This window comes from Stenotrophomonas sp. GD03654 (genome assembly GCF_029845105.1).
Lineage (GTDB): Bacteria > Pseudomonadota > Gammaproteobacteria > Xanthomonadales > Xanthomonadaceae > Stenotrophomonas > Stenotrophomonas africana.
On record NZ_JAOCLC010000034.1, the window covers coordinates 45,649 to 53,921 of the forward strand.

Annotated in this window: 4 protein-coding genes and 1 pseudogene; 4 read left to right on the plus strand and 1 reads right to left on the minus strand. The window is 66.1% G+C overall.

Annotation, left to right across the window (positions count from 1 at the left end; translation table 11 throughout):
* Window positions 1–48: 48 nt before the first annotated feature.
* Window positions 49–2,484 carry a TonB-dependent receptor gene (locus tag N5J73_RS13675; RefSeq protein ID WP_049447462.1) on the minus strand — a complete coding sequence of 812 codons (2,436 nt, stop codon included), beginning with the start codon at window positions 2,482–2,484 and terminating at the stop codon, window positions 49–51.
* A gap of 215 nt (window positions 2,485–2,699) precedes the next feature.
* Between N5J73_RS13675 and N5J73_RS13680 the strand changes: the two genes are divergently transcribed.
* From N5J73_RS13680 to N5J73_RS13695, 4 genes and pseudogenes are all read left to right on the plus strand, one after another.
* A complete protein-coding gene (locus tag N5J73_RS13680) occupies window positions 2,700–3,182 on the plus strand; it encodes a DUF3574 domain-containing protein (protein WP_005410781.1) in 483 nt (160 codons plus the stop codon).
* Between the two features lie 36 nt (window positions 3,183–3,218).
* A pseudogene (locus tag N5J73_RS13685) lies at window positions 3,219–4,077 on the plus strand (SH3 domain-containing protein).
* Window positions 4,078–4,186: 109 nt separating this feature from the next.
* Complete coding sequence (locus N5J73_RS13690) at window positions 4,187–5,905, plus strand: thiamine pyrophosphate-dependent enzyme (RefSeq protein WP_049447461.1); 1,719 nt, start codon at window positions 4,187–4,189, stop codon at window positions 5,903–5,905.
* 764 nt (window positions 5,906–6,669) lie between these two features.
* Window positions 6,670–8,273 (plus strand): membrane protein (locus N5J73_RS13695; RefSeq protein ID WP_049448180.1); only part of this gene is annotated, 1,604 nt, incomplete at its 3' end.

Genomic DNA, 8,273 nt, shown 5'->3' on the forward strand with positions numbered 1-8,273 from the left:
ATCGAGCTCAGGTAGTGCGGACCAACGGTCCGCACCCAACAAGAGCGATCAGAACGTATAGCGGACGCGGCCGTAGTAGTAGGCGCCGTTGCTGCCGATCGGCGACAGCACGTCGTACGGCAGGTTGCCGAAGTAGTGGATATCGCTGTTGGATCGATCCGGATAGTTGTCGGTCAGGTTCTGGCCGCCGATGGCCACGCTCCACTGCGGCGTGATGCGGTACTCCACTTCGGCATCCAGCTGCCATTCGGCCTGGTAGGTCTGGCGCGGGATATAGCCGTCACCGAAGTTGAACACGCGGGTGGCGCTGCCGTAGCGGTTCACGCGGGTGCTCAGCGACCAGTGGTCGTTGCTCCATGCCGCCGAGAAACTGCCGCGCGTACGCGGTGTGGCATCGGTGAGCGTGTTGGTCTCTTCGATGCCAAACAGCACGTAGTCCGGATTCAGCGCACGCAGCTGTGCCGGCGTGGCCAGCACGTTCTTCAGCGTGGTCTTGGTATACGCATAGGTGCCGGTCAACAGCAGCTGGCCATCGCCCAGCGACTGGCGCCAGTTGCTTACCAGCTCGGCGCCTCGGGTACGGGTGTCGGCGGCATTGACGAAGAAGCTGGCGCTCTGCAGGCCGCTGACGCCGTAGTTGGCCGCCACGTAATCGGTCAGTGCATCGCCAGTGATGCTCTCCGACAGCGCGATGCGATCGTCGATGTCGATCTGGAAGAAGTCCAGTGACAGGTCGAAATGCTCGCCGATGCGGCTGGTGAAGCCCAGCGAGGTGTTCAGCGATTTCTCCGGCTTCAGATTCTGCGCACCCAAGCCACGCGCGATTGGATTGTTGACCGACAGCAGGCGGCCCTGCACCAGCTGGCCGCCAGCGTTGTAGCCGGTGGAGGTGGACTCGTAGCCGATCTGCGCCAGCGACGGCGCGCGGAAGTTGTTGGAGATGGCGCCACGCAACGCGAACGCCGGGGTGAATTCGTAGCGCAGGCCGAGCTTGCCGGTCAGTTCGCCACCGAAATCGTCGTTGTGCTCGTAGCGCGCGGCCAGATCGGTGGAGAACTTCTCACCGAACTGGCTGGACAGGCTGGCGTAGGCGCTGGCCACATCGCGCGACAGCGTGGCTGCGTCCTGCGGGGTCAGGCCGCCACCGGCCTGCGAACCGGTCGGTCGGTCGGTGTACGGGCCGGCGGCATAGCTGGCCGGGTCGCCGGGACGGGTCTGGTAGCGCTCATGGCGCGCTTCCACGCCCAGGCCCAGGGTGTGGCTGATGCTGTCGCTCTGGGTGTACACGCGGCTCAGGTCGAGGTTGCCCACGGTCTGCGCGTACTCGTAGTCGGCGGTCTTGAAGCGGGTCGGGCTGGTCGGGCCAAGCGACGCGTTGAGCGAATCACGCAGGCGGTAGGTGAAGTCGTTCTGGCCGTAATCCAGGCTGCCGTCGTAGCTCCATTCGCCCCACTGCCCGCGCACGCCGGCCACGGCCTGCACGTCGCGGTTCTCGCCCTCGGAGATCGGCCGGTACCCATTCGGATAGACCTCCTTCCAGTTGGCATCGCCATCGGGGTAGCGGAAGTAGTTTGCGCCTTCGGTATCGCGCTGGTTGAAGGTGCCGAACGCGTAGAACGTCGAGGTCTGGCCCACCGGAATCTCGGTGTTCAGCCACAGGTTGATGTCCTTGCTCTTGCCATCGCCCAGCACATAGTTGCGCTTGCCCTGCAGCGCCAGGTTGCCCGGGGTCTGGTCCCACGGCGGAATCTGGTCGAAGCCGGCACGGTTGGTGCCGTTGCGGTGCTTGTATTCCAGGCCGACGCGCAGGAAGCCGCCGTCCTCGCCCAGCGAGGTGCCGACCTTGGCGCTGATGTTGCCGGTCTGGCCGTCGGTGAGGGTACGCCCGATCGGCTTCAGGTCGGTGTGGTTGGCGCCGTAGCTGGCCTCGATCTCGCCACCGTCGCCGCCGTTGTCGAGGATCACGTTGATCACACCGGCCACCGCATCCGAGCCATACAGCGCACCAGCGCCATCACGCAGTACTTCGATGCGCTTGATCGCGCTGACCGGGATCGAATTGAAATCAACCGGGGTGGTGCCCTTGCCGATCTTGCTGTCGGTGTTGACCAGCGCGGTGTGGTGGCGGCGCTTGCCATTGACCAGCACGAGTACCTGGTCCGGCGACAGGCCACGCAGCTGTGCTGCGCGCACGTGGTCGGCGCCACCGGAGTTGGACTGGCGCGGGAAGTTGAACGACGGCAGCAGCGCCTGCAGCGCGCTGCCCAGTTCACCGTTGACCACGCCGGCCTTGCGGATGTCCTCGGCGGTGAGCACGTCTACCGGCGAGGTGGATTCGAGCACGGTGCGGTCGGCGGCACGGGTGCCGGTGACGATCACCGTGTCCAGGTTGGTGGCGTCCTGGGCCAGGGCCGGGACGGCGGCGGAGGAAAGCGCGAGGGCGATGGCGAGGCCGAGCGGCGACGCGGGCAGGCGGACGGACATGGGGGCTCCAGCAACAACGACGACGGGGAAGGGGGAGATAGTTTCACTTACATCCATCCGGATGAAGCGATATATTATCTTCGCGTGATGGCCGGTGCCGATGCAAGTCCCTGCCAGTCCGGCATGAGCTGATGCTCGGTTGGCATCAGCACGCCGGGCCAGTGGCGCTGTACGCTGCCGGCTCGCCTTGTCCCCCCTTCCCCGGAGCTGTACCGATGAAACACCTTGGCCTCGTCTTCGCCGTGCTGCTGGCCACCAGTGGCTGCGCCAGCCTCTCTTCGCAGGCGCCCAGCGCCTATGCCACAGCCACCACCGCCGAACTGAAGGGCGATGCCGCACGCCCGTCCGCCGGCCACGGCTGGGTGCGCAGCGAGCTGTACTTCGGCGTAGGCGAAGAGCAAGGCGCCGGCAACCGCCCGCAGGCCGACACCATCAGCGAGGCGCAGTGGCGCACTTTCCTGGACAAGGAAGTGACCCCGCGCTTCCCGGACGGACTGACCGTGTTCGATGCCTACGGCCAGTGGCTGTTCCGCGGTGATGCCTCGCCCAACCGCCTGCGCACCAAGGTGCTGGTGGTGCTTCACGAGGACACCCCGCAGCGCCGCGCCGATATCGAAGCCATCCGCCTGGCGTGGAAGCAGCAGACCAAGCATCAATCGGTGCTGTGGTCGCGGCAGCCGGTCGAGGTATCGTTCTGAGTTGAAGGTGCCGCCGAGGTGCCGCAGGAAGCGATGATGAATTACAGGGAATGCCTGCTGGGCCTGGTATTGGTGGGCGTGCTGGCACCGCCGGCGCAGGCGGGTGGGGACGACGGCGAAACGCTGCGCTTCCAGGTGGCCGCGCATGTGCAGGCACATGCCGATCCCCAGCAGGACGGCAGCATCGCGGTGCAGTTGTCACCGTCGGGCAAGCGCCAGACGTTGGCCGGCGCGGCCGATGCCGACGGCAATTCGAGATGGGGTCTGGAGGACATCGATTTCGATGGCTACCCGGAACTGATTGCGCGCGCCTCGGTGGGCATGGTGAATGAAGCGGTGACGGTGTACCGCTTCGATCCGGCCAGTACAGGTTTCCGCGCGCTGCAGGCCGACACCCACGGCAAGGACAGTTGCGGTGACCTGATGGGGCTGACGGTCGATCGTCCGAGCCGCACCCTGACCAGCAGCTGCCGCAGCGGCCCGATGTGGTACACCGACCAGTACCGGTTTGCAGGCGCGAAACTCTATCTGTACCGCGCCGAGAGCGTGCTGATGCTGGGCGATACGTTGAACACTGCGCTGCAGTGGGAACAGACGGACGAACAGGGTCCGCTGGCGCGTCTGGCGCACCTATGATCCCGCCGGCCGTGTGCTGGAAAGTGCCATTGCCGATGGCCTTGGCGCACCGCCCGACGGGCCGCTGCGCGGCCAGCAGGCCACCGTGCTACCCGCGCGCCTGTTCCTGTTCGACCGGCCTGGTGCGTCCAGCACCAAGCGTTACCTGGTGCAGGGGGATCGCGTGGAACTGCTGGATGAACAGGACGGCTGGGTGAAGCTGCGCTATCGCAACCCGAAGCAGGGCGCGGTGGTGGGCTGGATCAACGTCAACGATTGACGAGACGTCTACCCGCAGTTTGCACATCGAGGCGATGGGTAATTTGCCCACGGAGGCATCACTTCATCGGGTCTAGCCTCGGACGTTCCCCCGTTCGAGGATGTATCCGATGAGCAAGCGCGTGGCCGAAATCGTGGTGGACGCCCTGCAGCAGGCCGGTGTCCGCCGTTGCTACGGCATCGTGGGCGATACGCTCAACCATGTGACCGATGCGATGCATGGCAGCGAGATCGCCTGGGTGCACGTGCGCCATGAAGAAGTGGCAGCCTTTGCTGCTGGCGCGGATTCGCTGGTGAGTGGCGAACTGACCGCTTGCGCTGGCTCCTGCGGCCCCGGCAGCCTGCATTTCATCAACGGCGTGTTCGAGAGCAACCGTAACCGCGCGCCGATGGTGCTGATCGCCAGCCAGGTGGTGACCAGCGAGCTGGGCATGGAATTCCCGCAGGAAGTGGACTTCAAGGCGGTGTACGCCAGTTGCTCGGTGTTCTGCGAGCAGGTGCACAGCGCCGAACAGGCCCGTCGCGTGGTCACACTGGCCTGCCAGGCGGCGATCAGCCGCCGCGGCGTGGCGGTGGTGATCCTGCCGGCCGATATCAGCCAGGCCGAAGTGAAGCACGATGTGCCGTTCTCGGTGCACTACACCCAGCCAGTGCTGCGCCCTTCCGATGCGGAACTGCAGCGCATCGCCGAGCTGCTGGGGCAGGGCAAGCGCATCGGCATCTATGCCGGCGCCGGTTGCCAGGGCGCGCACACGCAACTGCTGGAGCTGGCCCGACGCCTGCAGGCACCGGTTGCGCATACTTCGCGCGCGAAGGACTTCGTCGAGCCGGACAACCCGTACAACATGGGCATGACCGGCATCTTCGGCATCGAGTCCGGCTTCCACACGCTGATGGAGTGCGACACGCTGCTGCTGCTCGGCGCCGATTTCGCCTGGGGCCAGTTCTATCCGGACAAGGCCACGATCATCCAGGTCGACCGCGATGGCAGTCATCTCGGCCGCCGCCACCCGGTGAACCTGGGCGTGGTCGGTGATATTGCACCGACGCTGGACGCCTTGCTGCCGCTGCTGCCGCCGCGCGAGGACAGCAGTTTCCTGGACGAGTGCATCGAACGTCGCGACAAGGCGCTGAAGAAGCGCGAGCAGGAGGAACAGCCGGGCGAGGGCGAGCTGATCCATCCGCAGCACCTGACCGCGCTGCTGTCGAAGCACGCCAGCGACGATGCGCTGTTCACCGCCGACGGCGGCTCGCCGATGGTATGGGTGCTGCGGCACATCCGCGTCAACGGACGCCGCCGCACGCTGACCAGCCTGCTGCACGGGACCATGGCCAACGCGATGCCACAGGCGCTGGGCCTGCAGAAGGCGTTCCCCGGCCGGCAGGTGATCTCGCTTTCCGGCGACGGAGGCCTGGCGATGCTGTTGGGTGACCTGCTGACAGCGGTGCAGGAAAACCTGCCGATCAAGGTGGTGGTGTTCAACAACGGCTCGCTGAATTTCGTCGAGCTGGAGCAGAAGGTGGAAGGTCTGCTGGACAACTACACCGACCTGAAGAACCCGGATTTCGGCCGCCTTGCCGAAGTGATCGGCTTCCACGGCCGCACGGTGACGCGTAGCGAGGATCTGGAGGAAGCGGTGCAGGATTTCCTGTCACAGCGTGGCCCGGCGCTGCTGGACGTGCATACCAGCCGCGCCGAGCTGGTGATGCCGCCGCAGATCGAGGCCAAGCAGGTGGCCGGAACGGCGCTGTATGCGGCCAAGGCGGTGTTGAACGGCCGATTCGACGACGTGAAGCATCTGCTGGTGGACAATTTCCTGAAGAAGTGAGGGGTTGGTCGATGCAGGGCTGCGCCCTGCACCCGCCGAAACCACGGCAACCACCGAAGCAAGGTCAAAAGCAGGTTTGCCGTGGGTAGGCGGGGTGGGTCCGGTTGCGGGGGACGCCGTAAATACGTCCCTGTAGGCTCGGTCGCGCCTTGCTCGTGTGCGCTGTCCTGCGCACACGGCAAGACCGGGGTTGGGCGTCCTGCCCAACCCGCCCGAGGCATGCCTCGGGCCCATGGCGCTCACGCCCCCGCAACCGGACTCACCCCGCCTTCGACAGTTTTCCGCTGCTCTCGGTAGGTGTCGACCTTGGTCGACACGGTAGATCCACGGCATGCGTGGATGAACGAAAGAATGATCGGAATGATCTTCTGTAGAGCCGAGCCATGCTCGGCTGAGAGGCTTCGCGTACGGCAGCCGAGCATGGGCTCGGCTCTACAAAGAGAGCCTGCCTTTGCTTTTGATCTTTGATTCTCTTCCGTGGCTGGCACGCGCAGGGAATTGTCAGAGGCCGGTCGGGTAGATGGCGCGGGGGACGCCGTAAACCCATCCCTGGGGGCTTGGCCGCGGCATCCATGCCGCGGACACCCCCACGCCATCTACCCGCCCGGCCCAACTCGCAATGCCAGTCGACTAACAGTCGACTCTACCCGCGACCAGCCACGAGGGGCTCCGCCGTTGGCTGGAACCCATCATTCCACGACGGAATTGGCGCGCCGGCCCCGCTGGGCCTACCATCGGCGGTCCCCACCCCCACCGCCCCTTCCATGTCCGCTCCCGCTTCCGCCGCACCGCGTCGCTGGTTCGTCGCCGGCGACTTCAACGGCTTCTTCGGCCTGGTCGTCGACAACCTCTCCATCCTCGGCTTCATTGCCATGGCCCTGGTGGGGATCTTCCAGTTTCCCGCCGACGTAGTGTTCGGCCGCATGTTCCCCGGCACCGCCTTCGGCGTGCTGGTCGGCAACCTGCTGTACACCCTGATGGCGCGCCGGCTGGCCGCGCGCACCGGCCGCGACGATGTCACCGCCATGCCGCTGGGCCTGGATGCACCGACCAGCATCGGCATGGCCCTGCTGGTGCTCGGCCCGGCCTTCATCGCCTTCAAGCAGCAGGGCATGGACCCGCATGTGGCGGGCATCGCCACCTGGCAGCTGGGCATGGCCGCGCTGGTCATCATGGGCGTGCTCAAGTTCGTGCTGTCGTTCTTCGGCGAATCGGTCACCCGAGCGCTGCCCCGCGCCGCGCTTCTCGGCTCCATCGCGGGCATCGCGCTGGTGCTGATGGGCCTGCTGCCGCTGCTGGAAACGCTGCGCTCGCCGCTGGTCGGCTTCACCACGCTGGGCCTGCTGCTGTATGTGCTGATCGCCAAGGGCAAGTTGCCGGTGCGTGGCCCCGGGGTGCTGCTGGCCTTCGTGTTCGGCACCGTTCTTTATTACGGCCTCGGCCTGGCCGGGTTGGGCGCGCCGGGCTTCCACGTGCCGGAGTGGGTGCCGCCGCAGGTGGTGCTGCCGCTGCCGACGCTGGGCTTCCTCGAGGGCCTGCCTACGGCGATGACCTACCTGCCGTTGCTGCTGCCGTTCGGCCTGCTGATGGTGGTCGGCGGCATCAACGTCTCTGAAAGCGCACGCGCGGCTGGCGATGACTACCGCACCCGCGACATCCTGCTGGTGGAGGCGGTAGCCACGCTGGTGGCCGGTGTCTGTGGTGGCGTTGCACAGACCACGCCGTACATCGGCCAGCCGGCCTACAAGCACATGGGTGCGCGCAGCGGCTACACGCTGCTGACCGGCCTGTTCGTCGGCATCGGCGGCATGCTGGGCATCATCTCCGGGCTGGTGCAATGGCTGCCGCTGGCGGTGCTGGCACCAATCATCGTGTACGTGGCCATCGACATCACCACCCAGGCCTTCCAGGCCACGCCACGACACCACACCGGTGCAATGGTGTTCGGCTTCCTGCCGTCGGTCGCGTACCTGCTGGCGATCAAGGCGCCCGGCTGGATCGCACCGGACCAGCTGCCGCAGTTGCTGACCAAGCTCGATGGCCATGGCCTGCCGGAACTGGCGGTGATTTTCACCCTCGGCAACGGCTTCATCATCACCTCGATGCTGTGGATTTCGGCGGTGGCGGCGATGGTCGACGGCCGCCTGCGGCGTGCCTGCGGTTTCCTGCTGGTGGCGGCGGTGCTGACCCTGTTCGGCCTGATCCACTCGGTGGACCCGCGCGGCGGCATCTACCTGCCGTGGGATCTGGACGGGCTGGCACGCATCATCAGCTGGCAGTTCGCCGGTGCCTACGTGGCACTGGCGTTGCTGCTGGGGTTGTTGTCGCTGCAGAAGCAGGCGGTGAAACCGCTGGGTGAAAACAGCTG